The following is a 21915-nucleotide window of genomic DNA, read 5'->3' on the forward strand; positions in this document are numbered from 1 at the left end:
CTTTGGCCCCAGGAGCTCTCCATGAACAAGCCATTGGTTCAGTTCATCAACGTGTCCAAGACCTATGATGGCATGACGCGTGTTGTCGACAATCTCCAACTGTCGATCGAAGAGGGCGAGTTCGTAACGCTCCTGGGACCCTCCGGCTCGGGTAAGACGACGTCGCTGATGATGCTGGCAGGATTCGAAGCGCCGACCTCCGGACAAATCCTGATCGGAGATCGCGATGTTACGCTCTTGCCTCCGCAACATCGGAACACTGGCGTCGTGTTTCAAAACTACGCGCTGTTTCCCAATATGAATGTCCGCGACAATGTCGGCTTCCCGCTGCGAATCCGTCATGTTGGATCTGCCGAAATAGCAGAACGTGTCAACAAGGCCCTTACCATGGTCCGGATGGAGGGCTTCGCCGACAGGGCAATCAATCAACTCTCGGGTGGGCAGCAACAGCGCATAGCGCTCGCCCGGGTGCTGGTTTTTGAGCCGCGCGTGGTGCTCATGGACGAACCGCTCGGCGCGTTGGACAAACAGCTTCGCCAGCATATGCAGCTCGAAATCAAGCATCTTCATGAGCGCCTGGGGCTTACCGTCCTCTTCGTGACCCATGATCAGGAAGAAGCATTGACGATGTCGGACCGGGTAGCGGTTTTCCATCAGGGCATCATCCAGCAAATCGGCAGCCCGAACGACCTCTACGAACGGCCGGCCAATCGCTTCGTGGCTGAATTCCTTGGCGACAACAATGTCTATGATTGCGACATTCTCCGGAGAGAGGGTGGGCTGGCGGTTGTTAAACTGAGTGACGGACAGTTGATCTCGGCGCGTGAGCCGGAGATGGCCGAGGGCGGCAAATTCGCCGTCTGTATCAGGCCAGAGGCGATCAAGCTCGCCGCGCCGTCCTCAACCGCTCAAAGCAAGATCAGAGCGACGGTCGAAGAGACGATCTACCTCGGACAGGGGACGAAAGTCCGGGCGCGATGGGGCAGTCTCGAGGTCACGGCGACCTTCGCGGGGCGGTCGGCGGCTAGTCTGGAAAAGGGCAGTACAATCGACCTCTTTGTCGACCCGCACGATATCCACCTCGCAGCACGAAACTAACCTAGATGGTTCACATGACGATAACCAAGGAAAAACTCGACCACCTGATTCAGAAATATGGCGAAAGCCATGGCGGCGAACTGTTCGATCCGAAGTTCCGTCGCGTCGCCGACAAGATCTTCACCAAGAGCGGCACGCGCGTCGCGCCCTATTCCGGCATTCCAACCTTCCTTGCCGCGCCCTACCGCGAGATCGCGGTCGAGAACCCGGATTTCGGCGATTTGCAGGTGGCGATGATCGGGGTGCCGATGGACCTCGGCGTCACCAACCGCACCGGCTCGCGCTTCGGGCCGCGGGCGCTGCGCGCCATCGAGCGCATCGGCCCCTACAATCACGTGCTCGACTGCGCACCCACCTATGAGCTCAAGGTCGCCGATATCGGCGACGTGCCGTTCCGCAGCCGCTACCGGCTGGAACTCAGCCACGAGGATATCGAGAAGCGGCTTGCCCAGGTGGCCGACGCCGGCGTCATCCCGCTTTCGGTTGGCGGCGACCATTCGATCACGCACCCGATCCTCAAGGCTGTCGGCAAGAATCGTCCCGTCGGAATGATCCATATCGACGCGCATTGCGACACCGGAGGCGCCTACGACCTGACCAAATTCCACCACGGCGGGCCGTTCCGCAACGCCGTGCTTGACGGCGTGCTCGACCCGACCCGCACCATCCAGATCGGCATCCGCGGCTCGTCGGAATATCTGTGGGAGTTCTCCTACGAATCCGGCATGACCGTCATCCATGCCGAGGAGATGTCCGGCCTCGGCATTCGGGCGATCATCGAGAAGGCGCGGAAGATCGTCGGCGACGGGCCGACCTATCTTTCCTTCGACATCGACAGCCTCGACCCGGCCTTCGCACCTGGCACCGGCACGCCGGAAGTGGGCGGGCTGACGACGCGTGAGGCGCTGGAGATTCTGCGCGGGCTCAAGGGGCTCAATCTTGTCGGCGGCGACGTGGTGGAGGTGGCGCCGCAATATGACGCCACGACCAACACGGCGCATGCCGGCGCGCAGATGCTGTTCGAGATTCTCAGCCTGATGGTGTTCAGCCCGGCGCTCGCGAGGTAGCGCTTCCGAATTCGCCGCGAAACCTCCTCAAGGAGCATGAAGATGCTGCAAGCACGTATCAGTGACCTGGCGTTAAATGCTGCCCGACAGTTCGGTGACAAGATAGCTCTAACCTTGCCAGGCACGCGATCCCTTAGCTTTCGTGAGATCGATGAACTGGCCGGGCGCATGGCCGGCGCTTTTCGCCGATCGTGGCTTGAAAACCAACGATCGCATTGTCCTGCATCTTCCGAATGGCTGGCAGTGGATTGTCGCCTATCACGCCATCGCCAGGTTGGGTGCCGTTGTGGTGCCGGCGAACTTCCTGTTAAGTGCGGAAGAAGTCGCCTACATCCATGAAAACTCCCAAGCTGCAGCCCTGATAGTTCCAGCCGAGCGCGCGACCTTCTTTAAAGCGAACACTCGCGTGTTCACTCTCGGTCGAATACCGGAGACAGAGGATTTGTCGGATCTTCTGGAGGGAAAGTATCTCCCCCCAGTGGAGCGGTCGCCCGACGATCTATTCACCATCGGCTACACGTCCGGCACTACCGGTCGTCCGAAGGGGGCGACCATGACTCATGGTGGGCTGTTCGCCAGCCTCGCTGGAACGGCGACAATCCATTTACGTCATTCCGGCGATGCCGTGTTGACGGCGCTGCCGTTTCCTCATGTCTATGGAAACATTGTTATGAATGCGACCTTTCTGGTCGGTTCGCGTCTGATAACCATTGCTCGCTTCGACGCGGGTGAATGCCTTCGACTGATTGAATCGGAGAAGGTGACCCTCTTCGAGGGGGTACCAACCATGTTCTATCAGATGCTGGCTCATCCTGAAATCGAGGGTGCGGACTTGTCTTGTCTGACACGCTGCACGGTAGGCGGACAGACGATGCCCCTTGCGAAGATCAATGCCGTGATCGAGCGATTTGGTTGTCCGCTTTTGGAGTTGTGGGGGATGACTGAAGTGGCGGGGCCAGCCGTGACGCATTCCCCCTATTGGCCTCCACGCCCCGGTTCGATCGGCCTGCCGATGCCGGGATCCGAAACGCGGATTGCTGATCTGGAGAACTCTAAAACCGAGGCAGCACCCGGCACGCCCGGTGAGTTGATGGTGCGGGGCGCTATGGTGACGAGGGGCTATTGGCAAAATGAAATTGCCACGCGCGAGGTTATTGATGAGCAAGGTTGGCTTGCAACAGGTGATATCGCTCGCGTCGACTCAGACGGATACCTGTTTATCGTCGACCGTAAGAAGGATCTGATTATCACGGCCGGCTACAATATATATCCTGCTGAACTCGAACAGGTCATCGCTATGCATCCACGCGTTGCGATGGTTGCCGTGGCCGGCATAGCAGATGAGGAGAAAGGAGAGCTCGCGCAGGCCTTCGTTGTTCGCCATCGATCGGTGGAACTCACCGAGGACGAACTTCTCGTACATTGCCGGAAGCATCTTGCGTCCTACAAGATCCCCCGACGCGTCATCTTCGTAGATGACCTGCCAAAAAACAGCACCGGCAAAATCCTGAGGCGCTCGCTCCGAGACGTGAAGGACCCCACCAAAGATCAGACGCCTTCCTGACAGTTTGGGTTAGGACAAGAGCTGTTCTGGACCGGCGGGCTACGCATTGGCCGCTGCTGGCCCTTCGGCATTGTCAGCCTGACGCTGGCGGCCGCCCTTTGCGCGATCTTACTGAAGCGCGGCCGCCTCGTGGGTGCATGACCCGCAAGTAGGCTTCGAACAGCGAGCGACGATCGGCGGCCGGCGGGGGTGATCGCTTCTGTTTTGGCGAACATTGGTGCTTGCACAAAAAATTCGCAAAGCGCGCGATCATTGCCTCATGGCCGCCCGCAGCGACGATTATCGAGCGTCGGTATGCCCCGGCGCCGTCCATGTCTTGCACAAGCCAGTCAGGAGATTTCGCCGCGAGCGCCTCGAAGCAGCGAATGCGTGCGGCGGTCGACAGATTCGTCAGCGTCCTCGCCGAGCGGACATCGGCGGCGACCGGCGCACGCAGCACGCACGAGACGGCGTCGCCGATTTTCGCCGAACCCTTGGCCGACTCCACCCGGCATATGTCCGCGATCGCGCGTTCCAGACGGCGCGTGGCGGCCTTGACCGAGGCCTTCTGGGCAGCACGCAGGTCGAACCCACATCGTGCGCAAAAATGCTGCGCGACAAGCTCGCCCAGGTCGAAGGTAGCGATGCCGGCGTGGCACGTTGGGCATCGATCGCGAAGGCCACAGCCCTGCACGAAGCACGACACACGCGATGCCAGCCGGCACTGCCGCCGGAAGTACGGTGTCAGGCGGCGGCTTGGCATTTCGATCTCGAAACCGGCCGATATCGTTTCTGGCCGAAGCATTGAAATCATGGCGCGGCGGCGAAACGATGGTGGCCGCGATATCCGCTACCGTCTTCAATGGCGATGGCACCCCATCAGCTTGCTAGGCGCTGATCCAGAAATAAGGGGAAAGAAATGGAAGCAAAACAGCCAAATATGTCGCAGCGGCTTTGGCGGCGGTCTCTCTTGCCTATGCCTACCCTGCTGCAGCGGAGGAGGGGGGTCTTTGGAAGGTTTATGACGAAGGCCTCAAGGGCGCCAAATATATCGACCTTTCCCATACGATCACTCCCAAAATGCCAGTGTGGGTCGGTTTTGGAACGCCGACATTCTCGCAGACGAAGTCTGCCGTCGACGTAGAAGGATTTGCGAAGAAAGGAGACGCCTTCACATACGACAAACATGGATTTGAAGCGTCTGCCTATGTTCTGCTGACCGACCAGTTGGGTACGCAGCTCGACTCGCCAGCCCACTGGGCGCCTGAATATCCTAGCATTGATGAACTGCCCGCTACTTACACCTTGCGTCCCCTCGTTGTGATACCAATCGAAGACAAAGTGGCCAAGGACCCCGGCTACCAGATGCAGGTTTCCGACGTCGAGGAGTTTGAAAAGAAAAACGGAAAAATCCCGGAAGGAGCAGTCGTTTTTGTTCGTTCCAATTGGTCAAAACACTGGGATGATATCGAGTTTACGAAAAGGCCGGTATTTCCCGGCGTGAGCATAGATTCTCTCAAGTTCTTGCACCTGCAACGCAAGATTCTGTTTCATGGCCACGAGCCGCTGGACACCGATAACACGCCGACTTATGAGGCAGAGATTGGTTGATGCACAATGGATACACTCAAGCTGAAGGGGTTGCGAACCTGGACCAGGTAAAGGAGACCGGCTGCCTGGTCGCAATTGGCTATCCGAAATTCAAGGGCGGCACCGGTGGCTATGCCCGCTACGTTGCTATTTGCCCCTCAGACTGGAAGTACGGGGTCGCTGTTGGTGACGTTCCTGACGCTCCGCTGCCGAAATCCGACAAGCCTCTGCATTGGAGTGAGGAAGCCGGGACGCGTGTTCGATAGGAATTTCTGACTGAGGTGTGGTCGCGATGCGCGACCACACCGCGCACTGGCGCACTAGCGCAAAGGCTGAACCGCCTCGACAAAGCTCATCGAAAGGTCTGGTAACCCGCAGCCCAGCCTATTCGACGCCTTTGACGACTATGAAATCCGCTGTAGAGGCAGGCTCGCGAACCTTCTTGGCCGACTGATACTCTGCGGAATTGTAGAAGCGCTTCACGTCTTCGACTGAGGGAAACTTCACAATGACAACCCGTCCGGAGAATTCGTCCCCCTCCAGGACATGAGTTTCGCCTCACGGGCCAAGAAGCGTCCGCCATACGCTTGAATGATGTCCGGCGACAGAGCGGTATACTGCGAATAAATCGCGGGATCAGCCACCGTCACGCGACAGATGAGATAGGCAGACATGCAGGCATCACTTCTTGGATTTAGATCGAGTTCAAGTAGCCGCCATCGATCGCGATGGCCTGGCCTGTGACATAAGATGCCTGGTTTGATGCAAGAAACGCTGCGACTGCACCAAACTCTGAGGGTTTTCCGAGCCGACCAGCAGGTATGCGCGCGCCGAACGTTTCTGCGTCGACGCCAAGTTCCTTCATACGATCGGTAGCCGTGTAGCCAGGCATGAGGGCGTTGATTGTTATTCCGAACTTCGAAATATCCTTGCTCAGTGAATTGATCATGCCGAGCAAACCGGCCCTCAGGCTGTTCGAAACCAACAGGCCGCTCTGCGGCTCCTTCGCTGCAATTGAGGTGACCACGAGAATTCTACCCCAGCCGGCTTCCTTCATCCCCGGGAGGACGGTCGTGATACTCTCTACGGCGGCCAGCCATAGGTTGTTGAATGCAGCCTGCCAGTCGTCGACTGTGAGGGTTTCTACAGAACCCTTGGCCGGGCCGCCCGTGTTGATCACGAGGATGTCGACGGGTCCTCCCATCGTGTGGGCAGCCTCCCGGAGGAGCGTTTCGCTGGTTCCGGGAACAGAAACATCGCCGTTCAGGCCAACAACGCCAAGGGCTTCGACTGTCTGCTTTACATTGGTCGCGTCACGCGAGACGATCGCGACTTTTGCACCCTCGGCAACCAGCGCTTGGGCGACGGCCCTGCCCAGGCCCTTCGAGCCACCGAATACAACCGCTCGTTTTCCCTTGATCTCGAAGTCCATCTGTTCGTGCTTTCCGCTGTTAATCGATGAGTTGAGAGAGTTGGCCCATAGTGAGCGGCGTGATCGTGGATCTTCTGATCCCGTGGTAGCCCGTCGCATTGGACGTTGTCGTCTGCCGAAAGGGCGCGGGCTAGGCGATAGTTATCGGGCAAACGGCATTTATGGCAGGGACATGATATCCGTGTCCCTCCGAGGTAAATACTGCTAGCGGTGGTTTGCTAGTCTCGCCCCCAACAAGAAACAGGAACGAGATTCTCGGCAGGAATGTCAATCCGAGCACTCATGGCAAACGCCGTCGGTGTTTGAAAGCTGCATCCGCAGACTGCCTCCGAGAAGTCTCAATAACGATACGCGTCAACTCACGAACAGCGCCGCTCGAGGGGACCCCCGCCAGCGCCAAGGTGGGCGACCATTTCGTTTTGATAACCTGAGGAACGATGGCCCGACGACTCTTGATCTTTGATGGCCACATCGCGTTGATGGCAGTTGTGGCCAGCGCCGATGTACTTTCGGACGTGAAACAGTAGCCGGTACCTCGAAAGGAAATTGAATTCCGCCGCTTGAGATGGCCGACGTCGAGAAAGACTATGGCGCCTATCAGGTGCCGAGGTGTTGTTCAGCAACCCCCAGACGCCCGAACTTCAGAAGTTCCTGAGCAGAGAGGCTTCGCATTCTGAAATGAATGGCGTGACAATGACAGTGACCGACGAACAATTTTTGAGACGCAAGACTATCATGGCGCATAGCGGAGGGCGGCCAGAGTTCGCCAGCTGGCTCTCGGAAACCAACGACGTCACACAGACCTTTCTGTCAGCGGGCGAGATACCGGGCATGATAAACTTGGCGGGCGGTATGCCCGATCCAAGTCTGTGGCCTACAACCGAACTCTCGGAACTCGCTGCAAGAGCCGTTTCAGATCACCGCGGTGACGCCCTTGGCTATTCTCCTATCGAAGGCTTGCCGGGATTGCGGGATCTTATCGCCGCGCGCTTCTGCGGGCCTGGTCTGAGTCTCACCCGTCGCAACATATTGATCACTACCGGGGGCATGCAGGCCCTGGACCTATTGGGAAAAGTGCTGGTCGACAATAGGGGACTGATCGCGGCTCAGAGCCCGGCCTATCTTGGAGCCCTCGACGCCTGGAAGCCACGCTGCCCGGCGTATCGCCCTATGTATCTGGAGGAGGACGGTTTCGACCCTGTCGTTGCTCTGCGGGGGGCTCAATTCGGGTACACGGTCCCGAACTTCTCCAACCCGACAGGCCGGCTTGTCGGACTAGACCTACGTCAGGCCTTGGTCGAGGCGGCTTATGCGACAGGTACCTGGCTTGTCGAAGACGATCCTTACGGCACCCTCTATTATGACACTGTGCCGCTTCCCAGAATGCTTGCGTTGTCTGGCGTGGATGACGAAGTCTATAGCGGGCCCATCATCTATCTTGGCACGCTGTCCAAGGAGCTGGCGCCGGGTCTGCGTGTGGGCTGGGTCATTGCCGCGCCAGAAATTATTGACGTCCTGGTTCGCGCAAAGCAAGGCTCCGACATGTGCAGCTCGGGGCTCTGTCAGCGGATTGCTCAGGACGCTCTGGCACAAGGGCTGACGGACCGAATTCTGCCGGATGTACTGAACCTGTATCGCGCACGACGGAACGCCCTCTGCGAAGCCCTGGACCTGCACCTAGCGGACAAGTTCCACTGGGAACTGCCGTCGGGCGGCATGTTCGTCTGGGCCACGGCACACGACCCGGCATTCAACACGGATGCCATGTTGCCGAGAGCACTGTCCAATGGAGTGTGCATAACGCCGTCCAGCGTCTTCGATCCGACTGGCCAAAATCGCCGCGGGATACGGATGAACTTTACGCTTAACAAACCGGAGCTATTAGAGGAAGGTGTACGTCGGCTTGCCGAAGTGGCACGCGCGATGGAAGCCGAAAGGGCGATTGCGGTGTGACCGCTGTCCCTCGCAGTTCGCGCGTGTGTCTCCCCCGTGGACGTAAGCTTATAAATTGGGTTTGACATCGCAGCCGAGAACCGGAGAACCTCCATGGCCCAGACTTTCGAAAGGGCGCGTCGGGAGAATGAGCTGTACGCGTCTGTTGTCGAGAAACTCATGGAAGCGACAGTCGACCGGACGGGCGCCGAGGATCTCCTGTCCGAAATCATCTGCGATCTCGGCTTCCACCACTTTTCCTACGCGATAGCCGGGAAGCGTAAATCTCACAGGGGCGATGGCATCGTTCTGTCCAGTTACCTAGAGGAATGGAAGGTTCGCTACAAGAATGGATGCTATGTTGAAAGCGATCCCCTGATCGCAGCAAGTCGAAGATCCTGCATACCCTTCAGATGGGGCACCCTCGCCTTCCTCGACAGCCTTACCGAACCTATGAAAGCAGTCACTATCGAGGCACGAGACTATGGCATTGTCGAGGGCTTTACCGTTCCGGTGCACGGACCTGAAAGCGAATGCGGGTTGTTCAGTGCCGCTTTCAACGGCGCGCTAGGCGACATGTCTGAACGGTGGGGCAAGCGCTATCAATGGATCGTCTGCCTGGCGCCCTTCGTCCACGCATTCGGCATCTCATCGACGATGGATGACGATGGTCAGGCGGAAGTCGTCCTCACCGATCATGAACGAACCTGTTTGAGCTGGACACTTCGCGGGAAAACGGCCTGGGAAATTGCTCAGATACTCGGAAAGAGCAAGCCAACCATCGAGTATCATCTACAAAAAGCGATGCGAAAACTCGACGCTTCGAACAAGGCGCACGCTGCGGCGATGGCAATGCGTCTAGGATTGATCTGAGCGACACCGGTCGCTGCCACTATCACCTTCCATAGTGGCGCTCACGCGGCACCAATACCTATAGTTCCGCAAAACCCTGCGGCGCTGGAGGTTGACCGTGAACAAAATCCTCGATGGAGCAATATCTGTTCTTGATGGACTGGTGTCCTGCAACACTGTTTCCAGCAAGAGCAATCTCAATATCGTCGATTACATCTCATCGTACCTTCGCCTCCACAATGTCGAGCCGGTGTTGATCCATGACGAGACCGGCTTGAAGGCGAATGTGTTCGCGACCATTGGTGATCCCTCGAAGCCAGGATATGTCTTGAGCGGGCATACCGACGTTGTGCCGATTGAAGGGCAAGATTGGAAGAAAAAGCCTTTTGCACTTACACGCGACGGCGACCGACTCTACGGGCGCGGCACGACCGATATGAAAGGCTTCGTCGCATGCGTCCTCGCAATGGTGCCGCAGCTTTCCTCTTTGAGTCTCGAACGCCCGATCCATCTGGCTTTCTCTTACGATGAAGAGGTCGGTTGCCACGGCGTGCACGGACTTATCGAGCACCTCAAGAACAACGCCGCCACTCCAGTGGCCGCATTCATAGGTGAACCGTCAGGCATGGATGTCGTAGAAGCCCATAAGGGCAGTTATGGAATGATCACGAACGTCACTGGTCTTGCATGTCATTCCTCGCGCCCGGACATCGGTGTCAGCGCGATCAATGCCGCAGTGCAAATCGTGAATCTGCTTCAAGCAAGTGCGGAGGAATTTGCCGAGAAACCGAGCACCACTCTGGCATTTGGTCTGCCGTACACCACCGTCGGCGTTGGCGTGATGCGGGGCGGGACAGCCCGAAATCTGGTTCCCGGCGATTGCCGGATCGAATGGGACATAAGAAGCATTCAGCCTGAAGAGCGAGAACTCGTTAAGCGACGGCTGTCGACACTTATCGAGGACACCTTGCTTCCAGAGATGAGGGCCGTCTTCGAAGGATCGCGTATCGAGTCTGAGGTGGTCTACGATGTGCCTCCGCTTGTCCAGGAGCCGGACTCCGAGGCGGTGCGGCTGGCGAAGCGGTTTGCTGGCGCCAACAGCGCGAGTGTCATCGACTACGGCACTGAAGCCGGCTTCTTCCAACGGGCAGGCATTCCGTCTGTTGTTTGCGGGCCAGGCTCCTTCAGCGAAGCCCACATCGAGGACGAATGGATTTCGGTCGGTCAAATCCAGAAGTGCCTCGACTTCCTGGAAGCACTGGTGCGCCACGCCGAACGTTCATGATCAGTTTGCCCGCGCTGCCGTTTCAGTAGGAAGCCAGTTAATCAGCCAGCCAGTCTGCAGGTTCGGCGCCGCCGCACTGTCGCATGCGGTCAAGGGCAAGTGGCAACAAGATGAACCTCTTCGACCGCTCGGCCCTATTACCTTCAATAGTAGCAGCATTGTGCCACGCGACTTATAATCCTCGAAGTCAATTGGATCGCACCGAACAGCGTGCTGATCCATCGCCACCAGCGACTCGGAGTTCCTCCAGTGTACAGCGGTCCGATAATTGATGCTCACCACCATTTGTGGGATTACGCGCTGGCACGGCATCCGTGGCTCCGGCCTGGCAACGCAACGGTTACCGCCATCGGCGGTCTGGAGCAGCTTCGGCGCAACTTTCTGCCGGAGGACTACCGCGCCGATTTTGCCGATGAGGGCATTGTCGGCTCGGTCCACATCGAAGCGCTCTGGGAATCCTCGGACCTGCTCGGGGAGACTATCTGGCTCGAAGGGCTGGACAAGTCGGGGGGCATCGCAGCGCGTTACGTGGCAGGAGCGCCGCTTGGCAGTTCGTCCGGCGCGGAGATCGTCCGGAAGCAGGCAGCCTTCAAGAATGTGACCGGTATTCGTGGAATACTGAGCCACCACCCCGTGAAAAGCGAACTGAGTTTCGTTGCGCGCGGTGACCTCGCCTATGACGAGAAATGGCGCGGCGATGTGGCAGTCCTGCATGAAGCCGGACTGAACCTCGAACTCATGATGTATCCCTATCAGGCTCAGGCGGTCAGCGATCTGGCCCGGGCCTTTCCCGATCTTCAGATCATCATCAATCACTGCGGCAGTCCGATCGATCGTGATGAAGAGGGTATGCAGCGCTGGCGTGACGGCCTGGCCCTGATCGCCCGGCATCCCAACATCGCGCTCAAGATATCCAACGTCGGTGCTTATGACTCGGAATGGTCGTACGAGAGTGTGAAAATGGTTGTCGAGGACTGCATGAAAGCATTCGGCTACCACAGGTGCATGTTCGGAACCGACTATCCGGTTTCGAATCTCAATATGAAGCCGGGCAATATCTTCCAGAACTTCCGTAAAGCGACGAGTGACGCGCCATTGGGTTGCCAGGAGGCGCTATTCTACAGCAACGCACGAAAAATATACAATTTCTAAAAGAAAAGGGGAAAGACATGAAATACCTTGTAGAGCAGAAGTCTTCGCGAGCACGGCATCTCTCGACTTCGGTGGCGCTATCGCTGGCGATTTCGGCACTCCTGCTCGCAACTCAGGCCAAGGCCGATACGGTCAAGATCGGCCTGCTTGCTCAGTTGACCGGATCGAGCAGCGCCGACGGCCAGGAAATGGTGAAGGCCGCGCAGCTTGCCATCGACGAGGTGAATGCTGGCGGTGGCATTGAGGGACATACCTTCGAACTGGTCATCGGCGACACAAGGGATGGTGCATCCAGTGACGTTGTCGCCGCCGCCGAGCGCGTCATCGGCGACCAAGACGTTCACTTCGTCATGGCAGCTTATGCAAGCCTGACCAGCTTCGAGATCGACCTCATGGCCGAAGCTGACATGCCATACATTCTGTCGGGCCCTTCGGGGCAGACGCGTGGCATCATCGAAAAGGATCCCGAAAAATACTGGTGCTGTTGGTCGATGACGCCGGCCTTCGAGGCTTACAACACCGACGTCACACGCTTGGTCGACAGACTCGCCGCCGACAAAAAGGTAACCCTCAAGGACCCGAAAAAGGTTGCCATCGTATCCTCGGATAACGCCTACTCCTCGACGATCTATGCCGGAATGCAGGAGGAAGCAAAAAGCAGCGGCTGGACCCAGACCGTTGGCGAGGTCGTTCCGTTCGGCGAAGTGAACGATTGGGGCACGGTCCTAACTAAGGTGCGCGCGGATGCACCCGACCTAATCGTGAATCTCGACTATCTTCAGGCGAATGCGGCGCTCTTCCTCAACCAGTTCCTGGAGGACCCAACGAACAGCTTGCTCTTCCTGCAGTACTCTCCGAGTGTTCCGGAATTCCTTGAGATCACCGGTGAGAAGTCGGAAGGCGTGATCTACGACCTCTTGGGCGGCGCCATCCAGAACGATAAGAATCCTCGGGGTTTGGAGATCGCGAAAAAATACCAGGCCAAATACAATGCGGAGATCAGCACCTACGGTCAGTTCGGCTACGAGATGATCTACATCTATGCCGACGCGCTCAAGAAGGTGAAGGACTACAAGGATCACAAGGCGATTGCCGTGGCCATCGGAGCTACGGACCGGAATTCTGCTCAGGGAAGGCTCAAGTTCGATCCCAAGACGCATCTTGCGATGCAAGGTGACGACTACTTCCCGATACAGTTCTACCAGATCCAGGACGGCAAACGGGTTCTGATATCTCCGAAGCGTTATGCAGACGGCGAATTCCGCATGCCCCCTTGGATCAAGCAGTAAGTGCCGATCGGCTTATGCAGGACGGCTGCAATGGCGCTGCTTGAAGTCAATTCCGTCTCGAAATCGTTTGGCGCCCTGCGCGCCATCAACGATGTCACCTTCACCATTGAGGAAGGCGAGATCTTCGGGATTGCCGGTCCAAACGGCAGCGGGAAGAGCACGCTCTTCAACGTGATCTCAAAGATTCCATTTGGTCCCGATACCGGGACCATTCTTTTCAACGGCTCAAGGCTGAAAGCGCAGTCCGCCCACGCGGTCGTGCGTCGGGGTCTCGTGCGCACCTTCCAGCGGGAGATGACGTTTGAAAGCCTGAACATCTACGAGAATGCCCTGCTGGGCGCGCAATATGGCGGAGTGGCAGTCCCGCCTGCAGAGGTTCGCGATGTTCTGCTCCTCGTGGGATTCCGTGAGGCGGATTTCTCGAAGTCCGCGCGCAACATCTCGGTCTTCGACAGGAAACGTCTGATGCTGGCGTCCGCGGTCGCCTGCAGGCCAAAACTGATCTTGCTCGACGAACCAGCATCGGGGCTGACGAAGCCAGAGATCGACCAGTTGATCGCTCTCGTCCTCGACATTCACTCGCGCAGGATTTCGATCGCACTCATCGAGCACGTGCTGCCCTTCCTGATGGCTCTCTCCAAGCGGCTGATGGTGCTAAACAACGGTGGTGTGATTGCCATCGGGGAACCGCATGAAGTCATGAAGGATCCGGCTGTCAGCGAGGCGTATCTGGGCGCAAGAAAGGTCGCAGCGTGAAGCCCCTTCTTTCGGTAGTCGACATTACTGCCTCTTACGGAAGGGTGCAGGTGTTGAGAGGTGTGTCCATCCAGCTGAATGCATCCGAAAACATTGGGCTCTTCGGCCCAAATGGTCACGGCAAGACGACGCTGCTGAGGGCTATCTCGGGCCTCGTTCGGTGCACTTCCGGATGCATCTCCTTTTATGGCGTTGATCTCACGAACCGCAGCCCAAGGTCGATCGTGGAGCAGGGCGTTATCCACGCCCCACAGGGGAACCTCCTTTTCCCCAACCTGACCATCGCCGAAACCATTCAACTCGGAGCGCACAGGTGGGCAGCTCGCCCCAACATCGATCGGAACCGCGAGCTGGTGGTGGAGATATTTCCGAAACTCGCACAACGCTGGCGACAGCGGGTGTCAACGCTGTCAGGCGGCGAGCGCCAGATGGTTTCGATCGGCATGGCCCTTATGAACCAGCCGAAACTGCTCATGCTGGACGAGCCGACACTCGGGCTTTCACCGAAGGTGAAGGACGAATTGTGCCAGGCGATCGGCTCGATATCCAAGCAGAACATACCATTGATTGTTGTAGAACAGGATGTGGAATTTCTGCTCGAATTGACCGAGCGGCTTTATCTCATCAGTCATGGTGAGAATGAAACCGAAGTCGCGCGTGGCCAAGGAGCCGATCATCACCGATTGATGGAAATGTATTTCGGGTTGGAGGCACGATGAACGTGCTGATAGATATTTTCTTCAGCGGAGTCTTTCAGGGCTCTCTCTACGCCATCATGGCTGTAGGCCTGGCACTCATCTGGACCACGACCGGCGTCTTCAATTTCGCGCATGGAATTCTGATCATGCTGGGCGCCTACGTGTGCTGGTATCTCATGAATACGGACGTGGGCATTCCCCTAGTCGCCGCCATCCCTCTTAGCCTGGCAGTTGTCGCGGCGCTCGGATGGTGCATAGAACGCTTTCTGGTCAAACCTTTCATCGGAAGGAAGGACCTGGTGTTGATCGTGGTGATCATGACGCTCGCGGCGAGTTCATTCTTCGAGAATGCCGTTCTCGGTTTCTCGGGGTCCCGCCCCAAACAACTCCCTCCGCTCCTCGAGGGAACGACCAACTTCCTCGGCAAAGCTGTGTCCCTCAACCAACTGGTCATCATTGCGCTTGCACCGCTCATCCTCGCGGGCGTTTGGGCGCTGCTTCACCGCACACGCATCGGATTGGGTCTGCGTGCCGTCGCGCAGAATAATGAGGCGAGCCTGCTTATAGGGCTGGACCCCGCATACCTGTTCGGGCTGACCTTCGCTCTTGCTGCCGCACTTGCAGCACTTGCAGGCATCTTCATCGGCAGTTTCAAATTTATGTCGCCTGTGATGGGCACCGAGCCGCTCACGAAGGCGCTGATCGTCGTCATCTTCGGCGGTATTGGAAGCATCAATGGCTCGATCGTCGCGGCCTACATAATCGGGATCATCGAAGCGTTCCTGACCTATTACGTGGGATTGTACTGGACGCCGAGCATCCTGTTTCTGATCCTCATAGGATCGTTGATGATCAGGCCGGAGGGTCTTCTCGCTGTAAAGGGGAGAGGGCTGTCGTGAGCTATCCGAGGACATACGGTTCCTGGCAACGTGAGCTAGCAACCGGCATCGGCAGCTTGCTGGTGCTGGCACTCTTGCCCTACGTCGTGACCGACTCCTACTGGCGTCACGTGCTGATCATCAGTTTCATCTTTGCCGTCACATGCGCAAGCTGGGATCTGACGCTCGGCTATGGCGGTATCTTCAACTTCGGTCACCTGGCTTTCTTCGGCATTGGTCTCTATTCCTATGGAATTCTGACCACGGGCTTTGCCTGGTCGCCGTGGCTGGCATTCGGCGCAGCCGGGCTGATGTCCGCGTTTATCGCAATCATCGTTACAATTCCCATCCTTCGCCTCAAGGGAATATACGTCGTTCTCGTAACCTTCGGCTTCAGCCAACTTGTCATGCAGCTGATCGTAAGCCAGCCCCAGCTGACTGGTGGCCCCCAAGGGATGATCCGATTGCCGAACCTGCCGTGGTGGGATCACAACTTCGTCCGTGACGGCAGATTCGGCCATTACTACCTCGCAGTAGTGTTGTTGGCGGTATCCATAGTTGCGCTCCGCGTCTTCGTCAGGTCGAGATCCGGCATGGCGTTGGTCGCGCTGCGCGACAGCGAAGAATACGCGATCAGCCGAGGCATATCGTTGGCAAAGCAGCGGTTTCTGGCCCTCACGGTCAGCGCCATGATCGCCGGGTTCGCAGGCGCCTTCTACGGCTCCTATCTTCGAACCGCGTCAGTTGAAGTGTTCAGTATGGGCTTCACCAGCCTTATCCTGAGCGCCATCCTGCTCGGCGGCGCCGGCAGCGTGTACGGCCCGGTCGTGGCTGCGTTTTTTCCTCACTGTCGCGTCCGAGTTCCTGACGACGACTGGCGCGTTGCGGCCGATGATAATCGCCGCCGTCATAGTCGCCGTCATGCTGGTCTATCCCGGCGGCTTGGCAGCTGCTGTCGGTTCGGTCGGCAGGTGGCGGAAGCGGGCATCGGACAAGCCGGTAGCGAGCGCAAAATAGGTTCTTACTGATTAGACCAGGAAAGTTCAGAGCGGGTGCTCCGCTAGGTCGATTTCGAGGTCGCGGAGCACGATTGCTCTGGGAGGCGTATGCTGGAGGGAGCGACTTCCCTGTGGCTTGATCTATAAGACGCCTGGAGGCCCTCCAGCAACCCGCCCCGCAAGGGCAGTTTTCAAATATGGGACAACGCTTTCCCATGTGGGACATATTCAGCTTCGTCCGAGCGATATGGCCACCAATCAAATTGGCAGCCGTGTATTCGTCATTGAAGTTCCCAAGCGTTATGTGCTGCTCACCTGGCGGTGGTCCGCCGGAATGGGAGTGGAAGATAGTGAGTAGATCGTAGCGAACTGTGCGCCCGAATCTAGAAATCGAGAGGCCACCCGGCCTGTTCAGGAGGGGAGATGATTTCCTCGAAGTCTGGTACTCCGCCCGCAGTGAATCAGCGGGATATCCTTAGCGCCATCGATCGCCTGTCGGCTCGCTTCGGGAGCCGGCTTACACAGAACCAGGAGATGAGGCGGCTTCACGCCAATCAGACATCTTGGCACCCGCAACAGTTACCTGATGCGGTGCTCACCCCTCTGTCGACCGAAGAGGTCTCCGAGGCCGTGAAGATCTGCGCGCAGTATCGCGCCCCAATCATCCCCTTCGGAGCTGGCACGTCGCTTGAAGGCGGCATTAACGCTCCGTTCGGCGGAATCACCTTCGACCTGAACTCCATCGCACAGGTGCTGAGGCTCAACGAAGAAGACATGGACTGCACCGTGCAGGCCGGTCTGTCACGAAAGTCGCTCAACGCGTTCATTCGCGACAAGGGCCTGTTCTTCCCGGTAGACCCTGGCGCGGATGCAAGTCTGGGCGGAATGGCTTCGACCAGGGCTTCGGGAACCACGGCGGTTCGGTACGGCACCATGCGAGAGAATGTGCTCGCAACGACCGTGGTGATGGCAGATGGATCAATCAGGAAAACCGGCAATCGAGCGCGAAAGTCCGCAGCCGGCTATGATATGACCAAGCTGTTTGTCGGAGCAGAGGGTACGCTGGGTATCATAACCGAGCTGACGGTCAGGTTGCATGGTATCCCGCAGTCCATCGCAGCGGCTGTGTGCTCATTCCCCAGCCTGAAGGCGGCGTGTGACACTGTCATCTCGACGATCCGTTTCGGCATTCCGATGGCACGCATAGAGCTGCTTGACGCGCTTCAGGTCAGGGCATGCAACACGTACTCCCAACTGACCTTCCCGGAACAACCGGCCCTGTTTCTCGAGTTTCACGGCACGGATGCATCCGTGGCCGAGCAGGTCGCGCTTTTTGGCGACATTGCAGCGGAATCAGGCGGCAGCGGCCTTGAGTGGGCCGTCACCCAAGAGGACCGTGACCGTCTCTGGAGAGCACGACATGATGTTCACTGGGCATGCTATACATTGCGCCCCGGCGGCAAATTGTTCGCGACCGACGTCTGCGTCCCAATCTCCAGGCTGGGCGAATGTATGCTGGAAACGCAGAAGGACATTGAGGAAACCGGGCTCGTCGCTCCGATCGTCGGCCACGTTGGAGACGGTAATTTCCATGTCTCGGTCATTGCCGACACCCAGGACGGGGAAGAGATGTTGCGAACGAAGGCTTTCGCGGATCGCTTGTCTCTGCGGGCGATTTCGATGGACGGGACCTGTACCGGAGAGCACGGGATAGGTCAGGGAAAGCATCACTTGCTGATCGCCGAGCATGGAGAAAACGTCGCGAGCATGCAGCTCATCAAGAACGCTCTAGACCCACTCAATATCATGAATCCTGGAAAGATATTCCGTGACGGGGCGCGCCTTAACTGACCCTCATCGCACTATCGGATTCGAACTGAAACTGATCAGCACGCCGGTAATGTAACCTCTAAAAACCTGGAGACCGACATGCCAAGCTACATCGTCTGCACCATGAGCATTCATGACCCCGTGACGTACAGAAAATACAGCGATTTTACCCCTCCCACCCTGGCAAGGTACGGCGGCTACTTCGCGACCAGGGGCGAGCCGACGAAGACCCTGGAGGGAGCTGAGTTTGGGGAGAGAATGGTCATTCTCGGTTTCCCCGACAATGAGTCTGCTGAGGCGTGGTACAATGACAGCGAGTACCAGCGCCTCTGCGAACATCGGCGTGCGGCTTCGAAAGGAAGAATGGTCCTGCAGCAGGGCAGCGAGGACAGCGCAGCGCCGGACGCCAAGGTTTAATTACTCTCGCTGTGACTTAAAGGCCAAGTCTTAGGCGAAGAAATGTTCGCCGGCCTCACGAGAAACGCGAAGCGCCGGCGAACATCCCGTGCGAGCTTATCCGCGAACGTCATTTACGATTGCACTGAAAGCCTGTTTCACGTGCCCCGTGTCAACGCCAACAGCGAGGATCTTGAAATCGTAGCCGCGCCACTTTCGTGCGCCCTGGCTGTTAGGCGCAAAAACGCCGACCGAAACATTGCGTTTGCTGGCGAGCGAGATCGCCTTCTTGATCGTCTCCTCGACAATTGGGTGGTCTATCTGGCCTGGAACGCCTAGCGCGTGGGACAGGTCGACGGGGCCAAAATAGACGGCGTCGAGATCAGGGACCTCGCAGATCTGGTCAAGAGACTCCACTCCGTCTTTTCCTTCGACCAGCAAAATCACGGCTGCACTGTTGTTCGCCGCTTCGAACCAGTCCGCGGTCGCTCCGAAGTCTGCTGCCCTGACCCAGGGATTGGCGCCGCGCTTGCCTTTGGGAGCAAACCGCGCGGCCCGGACTGCGGCCAGAGCCTCTTCCGCTGAACCGATCTGAGGAACGATCACACCATCGGCGCCGGCATCCAGCGCCTTCGATATCAACGACGGCTCTCCACACCGGACTCTGACGATCGCGAATATTTTCCTCGCCTTCGCGGCGAGGATCAAGTTCGGCATCGTCTCGACGTCATAGGCTCCGTGCTCCGCATCGAGCACGATCGCATCGAAACCCGCGAGCGCTGCCAACTCTACGATTTCAACCGCCGGGATGATCGAGAACAGTGTGAGCAGGACGCCGGGCTCTCTAAGGCGGCGGCGGAGCCCTGTCAGCGAAGTTTGATGCTCGTCGGCGCCCGAACTGCTGCTAGCCATGGAAAGCTCCTGCCTGGCTTGGAGTTTAGGAAATCGAGTGACCGCTTTCGGGGACAGGGCTCGCGTCTTGTCCCCCGTCTGGTGTCCGGTGATATGTCGAGGGTGCGGAAACACCGTCTCAGCTATCGGTCAGTGGCCGCCGCCACGGTGTTGTGAGAGCGCGGAGGGGAGACCACTCAGCAAAGTAGCCTCCCTGAATCTTCAATGCGCCGACTTGGCCTTCAAGATGTCGAGCGCGACGTCCATGATCATATCCTCCTGGCCGCCGATCAGGCCGCGCCGCCCAATCTCCACCATGACCTCGCGGGAATCGAGATCGAGGGATCGAGCCGTGCGCTCTGCATGGCGCAGGAAGCTGGAGTAGACGTTGGAGTAGCCAAGGGTCAGCGTCTCACGATCAACCCGGACCGGGCGGTCCTGCATCGGTCGGACGAGATCGTCAGCTGCATCCTGCAGCTTGAAGAGGTCGCAACGATGCTTCCAACCGTATCGATTGGCGTTGGCGATGAATGCTTCCAGGGGAGTGTTGCCGGCCCCGGCGCCCATGCCGGCGAGCGATCCATCGATACGCGTCGCACCGTTCTCGACAGCGATGATCGAATTCGCGACGGAAACGGACAGGTTCTCGTGTGCATGGGCCGCGAGTTCCGTTTCCGGCCTGAGCACCGCTCTGGCAGCGGCAAACCGGTCAGCGGTGTCCCTCATGGTCATGGCGCCGGATGAATCGCCAATGTAGATTGTGTCCGCGCCATAGCTTTCGAGAAGAAGCGCCTGCTCCGCGCACCCTTCTGGCGTGTTGCAGGCCGACATCATGAGAAACGCCGCCGAATGCACGCCAAGCTGGCGGATGACCTCGACGTGCTGGCGGGCCACGTCTGCCTCGGTGCAGTGGACGGAAACCTTGATCGACTTTGCGCCGGCGTCGACTGCCCGCTTGATGTCGTCAATGGTCCCGATCCCGGGAAGCATCAACGTGGTCACCTGAGCGCGCTTGCAGACCTTGGCGGCCTCTCGAATGTATTCGAGGTCCTTGTGCTTGGGAAAGCCGTAGGTGAGGCTGGCGCCGTTCAGCCCGTCCCCATGCCCGACTTCGATACCGTCAACGCCGGCCTCGTCAAGCGCCATCGCGACTTCACGGACCTGGCCTAGGTCGTACTGATGATTGACCGCGTGCATACCGTCGCGCAACGTGACGTCGAGGATATAGAGCTGTGTCATTTGTTACACCCGGTGGCTGGATTTCTGGGCAATCCGCTCCGCGGTGCGCAGCGCTGCGGAAGTCATGATATCGAGGTTGCCAGCGTAGGCCGGCAGATAGTCTCCAGCACCTTCCACTTCCAGGAAGACGGAGACTTTCAGTCCCGAGAAGAAGCCGTTCTGCGTATCGAGCCGGATGTTCGAATGCTGGTCGACGCGCTCGATCTGGACGTTCTGCTTGAGTTTGTAGCCGGGAACATAGCTCTTGACCGTCTCGACCATGTCCTCGACGGTTTTGCGAATGGCAACCTCGTCGACCTCGTCGCAAAGACACAGGACCGTATCGCGCATGATAAGCGGCGGTTCAGCGGGTTGAGCACGATGATAGCCTTGCCTTGGGCGGCGCCGCCGATCGTCTCGATCGCGCGCGAGGTAGTCTCGGTGAATTCGTCAATGTTCGCGCGCGTTCCCGGGCCAGCGGACTTCGATGAAATCGACGCGACGATCTCGGCGTAGTGCACCTTGGCAACACGGCTGACAGCCGCCACAATTGGAATTGTCGCCTGCCCGCCGCACGTCACCATGTTGATGTTCTCGCTTTCGAGATGGCTCTCCAGATTCACCGGAGGAATTACGAAAGGACCGATGGCAGCGGGCGTCAGGTCGATCACCCGCTTGCCGTGCTTGGTCAGGACGTCGGAGTGATGCTTGTGGGCGCCCGCGGACGTCGCATCGAACACGATAGCGATGTCCTGAAATTCCGGCATTTTGACAAGGCCGTCGATACCTTCGCTTGTTGTGGCGATGCCCAAGCTCTTTGCTCGCGCCAGACCATCCGAGGCCGGGTCCACACCCACCATGGCGGCCATTTCGAGGTTCTCGGACTTTCGGAGGATCTTCATCATCAAATCCGTGCCGATATTCCCGGACCCGATAATCGCGACTTTAGATTTTGACATGACCAACTTTCTCATGACGTTCGAACTACGTTTCTAGAGCCCCTGAGACGC

At 58.1% G+C, this 21915-nt stretch carries 20 protein-coding genes and 2 pseudogenes; 17 read left to right on the forward strand and 5 right to left on the reverse strand.

What is annotated here, in order from left to right; translation table 11 throughout:
- The first annotated feature begins 21 nt into the window (after positions 1-21).
- The 6 genes from ACG873_RS03365 (at position 22) to ACG873_RS03390 (ending at position 5564) form a co-directional block, all read left to right on the forward strand.
- Positions 22-1098 (forward strand): ABC transporter ATP-binding protein, encoded by a 1077-nt coding sequence (locus ACG873_RS03365; RefSeq protein WP_394890438.1) that lies wholly within the window; start codon positions 22-24, stop codon positions 1096-1098.
- A 14-nt stretch (positions 1099-1112) separates the two neighbouring features.
- Complete coding sequence (gene speB / locus ACG873_RS03370; protein ID WP_394890439.1) at positions 1113-2165, forward strand: agmatinase; 1053 nt, start codon at positions 1113-1115, stop codon at positions 2163-2165.
- Between the two features lie 151 nt (positions 2166-2316).
- On the forward strand, positions 2317-3729 hold the full coding sequence (locus tag ACG873_RS03375) for a class I adenylate-forming enzyme family protein (protein WP_394890440.1): 1413 nt from the start codon (positions 2317-2319) through the stop codon (positions 3727-3729).
- Positions 3730-3946: 217 nt separating this feature from the next.
- On the forward strand, positions 3947-4516 hold the full coding sequence (locus ACG873_RS03380) for a hypothetical protein (protein WP_394890441.1): 570 nt from the start codon (positions 3947-3949) through the stop codon (positions 4514-4516).
- 146 nt (positions 4517-4662) lie between these two features.
- On the forward strand, positions 4663-5319 hold the full coding sequence (locus ACG873_RS03385) for a cyclase family protein (RefSeq protein ID WP_394890442.1): 657 nt from the start codon (positions 4663-4665) through the stop codon (positions 5317-5319).
- The gene (locus ACG873_RS03390) at positions 5319-5564 is read left to right on the forward strand and encodes a hypothetical protein (RefSeq protein ID WP_394890443.1); all 246 of its coding nucleotides are present in this window, start codon (positions 5319-5321) and stop codon (positions 5562-5564) included. The genes ACG873_RS03385 and ACG873_RS03390 overlap by 1 nt, the downstream gene beginning before the upstream one ends.
- Before the next feature lie 118 nt (positions 5565-5682).
- On the opposite strand, the pseudogene ACG873_RS03395 reads toward ACG873_RS03390, so the two are convergent.
- A pseudogene (locus ACG873_RS03395) lies at positions 5683-5972 on the reverse strand (DUF1330 domain-containing protein).
- 20 nt (positions 5973-5992) lie between these two features.
- Positions 5993-6730 carry an SDR family oxidoreductase gene (locus ACG873_RS03400; RefSeq protein WP_394890444.1) on the reverse strand — a complete coding sequence of 246 codons (738 nt, stop codon included), beginning with the start codon at positions 6728-6730 and terminating at the stop codon, positions 5993-5995.
- 612 nt (positions 6731-7342) lie between these two features.
- Here ACG873_RS03400 and ACG873_RS03405 point away from each other — a divergent pair.
- The 11 genes from ACG873_RS03405 to ACG873_RS03455 all read left to right on the forward strand — a co-directional run bounded on the left by ACG873_RS03405 (position 7343) and on the right by ACG873_RS03455 (position 18817).
- Positions 7343-8683, forward strand: coding sequence for a PLP-dependent aminotransferase family protein (locus ACG873_RS03405; protein WP_394890445.1), 1341 nt, complete (start codon positions 7343-7345; stop codon positions 8681-8683).
- 93 nt (positions 8684-8776) lie between these two features.
- Positions 8777-9535 (forward strand): helix-turn-helix transcriptional regulator, encoded by a 759-nt coding sequence (locus ACG873_RS03410; protein ID WP_394890446.1) that lies wholly within the window; start codon positions 8777-8779, stop codon positions 9533-9535.
- Between the two features lie 97 nt (positions 9536-9632).
- Positions 9633-10799 carry an acetylornithine deacetylase gene (gene argE, locus ACG873_RS03415; protein WP_394890447.1) on the forward strand — a complete coding sequence of 389 codons (1167 nt, stop codon included), beginning with the start codon at positions 9633-9635 and terminating at the stop codon, positions 10797-10799.
- A 210-nt stretch (positions 10800-11009) separates the two neighbouring features.
- A complete protein-coding gene (locus ACG873_RS03420; protein ID WP_394890448.1) occupies positions 11010-11951 on the forward strand; it encodes an amidohydrolase family protein in 942 nt (313 codons plus the stop codon).
- Entirely contained in the window at positions 11900-13240 is a 1341-nt protein-coding gene (locus ACG873_RS03425) for an ABC transporter substrate-binding protein (RefSeq protein WP_394890449.1), read from the forward strand. The genes ACG873_RS03420 and ACG873_RS03425 overlap by 52 nt, the downstream gene beginning before the upstream one ends.
- A 30-nt stretch (positions 13241-13270) precedes the next feature.
- Positions 13271-13996 carry an ABC transporter ATP-binding protein gene (locus ACG873_RS03430; RefSeq protein ID WP_394890450.1) on the forward strand — a complete coding sequence of 242 codons (726 nt, stop codon included), beginning with the start codon at positions 13271-13273 and terminating at the stop codon, positions 13994-13996.
- A complete protein-coding gene (locus tag ACG873_RS03435) occupies positions 13993-14715 on the forward strand; it encodes an ABC transporter ATP-binding protein (RefSeq protein ID WP_394890451.1) in 723 nt (240 codons plus the stop codon). The genes ACG873_RS03430 and ACG873_RS03435 overlap by 4 nt, the downstream gene beginning before the upstream one ends.
- Entirely contained in the window at positions 14712-15593 is an 882-nt protein-coding gene (locus ACG873_RS03440) for a branched-chain amino acid ABC transporter permease (protein ID WP_394890452.1), read from the forward strand. Before ACG873_RS03435 ends, ACG873_RS03440 begins: the two co-directional genes overlap by 4 nt.
- On the forward strand, positions 15590-16600 hold the full coding sequence (locus tag ACG873_RS03445; protein WP_394890454.1) for a branched-chain amino acid ABC transporter permease: 1011 nt from the start codon (positions 15590-15592) through the stop codon (positions 16598-16600). The genes ACG873_RS03440 and ACG873_RS03445 overlap by 4 nt, the downstream gene beginning before the upstream one ends.
- A gap of 393 nt (positions 16601-16993) precedes the next feature.
- Entirely contained in the window at positions 16994-18421 is a 1428-nt protein-coding gene (locus tag ACG873_RS03450; RefSeq protein WP_394890455.1) for an FAD-binding oxidoreductase, read from the forward strand.
- Between the two features lie 78 nt (positions 18422-18499).
- The gene (locus ACG873_RS03455) at positions 18500-18817 is read left to right on the forward strand and encodes a DUF1330 domain-containing protein (protein WP_394890456.1); all 318 of its coding nucleotides are present in this window, start codon (positions 18500-18502) and stop codon (positions 18815-18817) included.
- Positions 18818-18913: 96 nt separating this feature from the next.
- Here the strand turns inward: ACG873_RS03455 and ACG873_RS03460 are convergent, their stop codons facing one another.
- The 3 genes and pseudogenes from ACG873_RS03460 to ACG873_RS03470 all read right to left on the reverse strand — a co-directional run bounded on the left by ACG873_RS03460 (position 18914) and on the right by ACG873_RS03470 (position 21879).
- On the reverse strand, positions 18914-19582 hold the full coding sequence (locus ACG873_RS03460; RefSeq protein WP_394890457.1) for an HpcH/HpaI aldolase family protein: 669 nt from the start codon (positions 19580-19582) through the stop codon (positions 18914-18916).
- Between the two features lie 327 nt (positions 19583-19909).
- Complete coding sequence (gene dmpG, locus ACG873_RS03465) at positions 19910-20926, reverse strand: 4-hydroxy-2-oxovalerate aldolase (RefSeq protein WP_394890458.1); 1017 nt, start codon at positions 20924-20926, stop codon at positions 19910-19912.
- Between the two features lie 3 nt (positions 20927-20929).
- A pseudogene (locus ACG873_RS03470) lies at positions 20930-21879 on the reverse strand (acetaldehyde dehydrogenase (acetylating)).
- Positions 21880-21915: the final 36 nt, after the last annotated feature.

The organism is Allomesorhizobium aridi (assembly GCF_043769475.1).
Taxonomy (GTDB): domain Bacteria; phylum Pseudomonadota; class Alphaproteobacteria; order Rhizobiales; family Rhizobiaceae; genus Allomesorhizobium.

Bases quoted from the DNA above. Each gene is read 5' to 3' on its own strand.
- ACG873_RS03365 (WP_394890438.1), top strand. From the start codon at position 22: ATGAACAAGCCATTGGTTCAGTTCATCAACGTGTCCAAGACCTATGAT.
- speB (WP_394890439.1), top strand. From the start codon at position 1,113: ATGACGATAACCAAGGAAAAACTCGACCACCTGATTCAGAAATATGGC.
- ACG873_RS03375 (WP_394890440.1), top strand. From the start codon at position 2,317: ATGAACTGGCCGGGCGCATGGCCGGCGCTTTTCGCCGATCGTGGCTTG.
- ACG873_RS03390 (WP_394890443.1), top strand. From the start codon at position 5,319: ATGCACAATGGATACACTCAAGCTGAAGGGGTTGCGAACCTGGACCAG.
- ACG873_RS03400 (WP_394890444.1), bottom strand. From the start codon at position 6,730: ATGGACTTCGAGATCAAGGGAAAACGAGCGGTTGTATTCGGTGGCTCG.
- ACG873_RS03410 (WP_394890446.1), top strand. From the start codon at position 8,777: ATGGCCCAGACTTTCGAAAGGGCGCGTCGGGAGAATGAGCTGTACGCG.
- ACG873_RS03430 (WP_394890450.1), top strand. From the start codon at position 13,271: ATGGCGCTGCTTGAAGTCAATTCCGTCTCGAAATCGTTTGGCGCCCTG.
- ACG873_RS03440 (WP_394890452.1), top strand. From the start codon at position 14,712: ATGAACGTGCTGATAGATATTTTCTTCAGCGGAGTCTTTCAGGGCTCT.
- ACG873_RS03450 (WP_394890455.1), top strand. From the start codon at position 16,994: ATGATTTCCTCGAAGTCTGGTACTCCGCCCGCAGTGAATCAGCGGGAT.
- ACG873_RS03455 (WP_394890456.1), top strand. From the start codon at position 18,500: ATGCCAAGCTACATCGTCTGCACCATGAGCATTCATGACCCCGTGACG.
- dmpG (WP_394890458.1), bottom strand. From the start codon at position 20,926: ATGACACAGCTCTATATCCTCGACGTCACGTTGCGCGACGGTATGCAC.